Raw genomic sequence first — 1,592 nt, 5'->3', positions numbered from 1 at the left:
AAATCACCCCGTGCCTTCACTTCCACGGAATCACAGGTCATTATTGCCGTCGAGAACAGTTTTTCAGCAGCCTGCTAGTGGAAGATCGCCTTGACCTTGTCCCACAGCGAGGGATGTTCGGCCTCGGCGTCGGCCTTTGACGGCGTCGGCTGCGCGGCGCTGACCGGATCGGACGCAGGGAACGTGTCGATCAGCCCGGCATCGAGCCTGGCGTCTGCGGCAAGCGCATCGCGCAGATCTTCGGCGTGCTTGTCGTGCGGTGCAGGATTGAACTTTTCAGCCATGGATGTCCTCCGTTGGCTGGTCAACGCCCCTGATTTCCGCAGGTTCCCCTGTTGGCCCTGGGGCAGCGGCGGTGTATCAGGAACCGCAACCGATGCTAGGACTCTTGCCAGGACAGTTCGTGACCCACTCCCCCGCCAAACCCTTCATCGACGTGCTCGCCGGCCAGCGGCAGGCCATCCCGCCGGTCTGGATGATGCGGCAGGCCGGCCGGTACTTGCCCGAATACCGCGAGGTCCGCGCCAAGGCCGGCGGCTTCCTCGATCTCTGCTTCACGCCGGAACTCGCGGCCGAAGTGACGCTGCAGCCGATCCGCCGTTTCAATTTCGACGCGGCGATCATTTTTTCCGACATCCTCGTCATCCCCTACGCACTCGGCCGCTCGGTGCGCTTCGAGGTCGGCGAGGGTCCGCGGCTCGATCCGCTCGATGATCCCGACAAGGTGAAGTCGCTGGCGCCGCGCGCGGACTTCACAAAGCTCGAGCCGGTGTTCGAGGCGCTGCGCATCGTGCGCCGCGCGCTCGACCCGAAGATTGCGCTGATCGGCTTTTGCGGCGCGCCGTGGACGGTCGCAACCTACATGGTGGCCGGCCAGGGCACGCCGGACCAGGCGCCGGCGCGCATGATGGCCTATCGGTACCCCCTGGCGTTTGCGAAAATCATCGATGCGATCGTCGCGAACTCGATCGACTATCTGCTCGCGCAACTCGCCGCCGGCGCCGATGCGCTGCAGATTTTCGACACCTGGGCCGGCGTGCTGCCGCCGGCGGAATTTTTGCGCTGGTCGGTCGAGCCGACGCGGCGGATCGTCGAAGGCGTCCGCGCCAAGGCGCCCGATGCAAAAATCATCGGCTTCCCCCGCGGCGCCGGTGCGCTGCTGCCGGGCTATGTGGAGGCAACCGGGGTCAACGCGGTCAGCATCGACTGGACGGCGGAGCCGTCCTTCGTCCGCGAGCGCGTGCAGTCAAAAGTCGCCGTCCAGGGCAATCTCGATCCGCTGGTGCTGATCACTGGCGGCGATGCGCTGAACCGCTCGGTCGACGACGTGCTCGCGAACTTCGGGCAGGGGCGGCTGATCTTCAATCTCGGCCACGGCATCCAGCCGGAAACGCCGATCGCCCATGTCGAGCAGATGCTGAAGCGCGTGCGCGGCTGAGCGCGCACTGACCTTTAGTTGAAGCGCTTGTCCGCTGGCTCCGTTCACCTCTCCCCACCGGGGAGAGGTGAATTCCCTGTTCAGCCCGGATAGATTGGTAACAAAGTAGACCTGATGGATTGGTAACAGTTCTCTGTCGGCTGGGAGGACCAGT

General features: G+C 64.7%; 2 protein-coding genes. One reads left to right on the top strand and one right to left on the bottom strand.

Annotated features, from left to right (window positions below):
• Nucleotides 1–74: 74 nt before the first annotated feature.
• Nucleotides 75–284, bottom strand: a complete 210-nt coding sequence (locus tag JQ632_RS39095; RefSeq protein WP_212408042.1) for a hypothetical protein — start codon at nt 282–284, stop codon at nt 75–77.
• Between the two features lie 119 nt (nt 285–403).
• Here JQ632_RS39095 and hemE point away from each other — a divergent pair, with 119 nt between their 5' ends.
• Nucleotides 404–1,438 carry a uroporphyrinogen decarboxylase gene (gene hemE / locus JQ632_RS39090; protein WP_312015715.1) on the top strand — a complete coding sequence of 345 codons (1,035 nt, stop codon included), beginning with the start codon at nt 404–406 and terminating at the stop codon, nt 1,436–1,438.
• Nucleotides 1,439–1,592: the final 154 nt, after the last annotated feature.

This window comes from Bradyrhizobium liaoningense (assembly GCF_018130955.1).
In the GTDB taxonomy this organism is placed as follows: domain Bacteria; phylum Pseudomonadota; class Alphaproteobacteria; order Rhizobiales; family Xanthobacteraceae; genus Bradyrhizobium; species Bradyrhizobium liaoningense_C.
The sequence above is the reverse complement of the archived record's forward strand: the minus strand, read 5'-3'. Positions and strand labels throughout refer to the sequence as shown.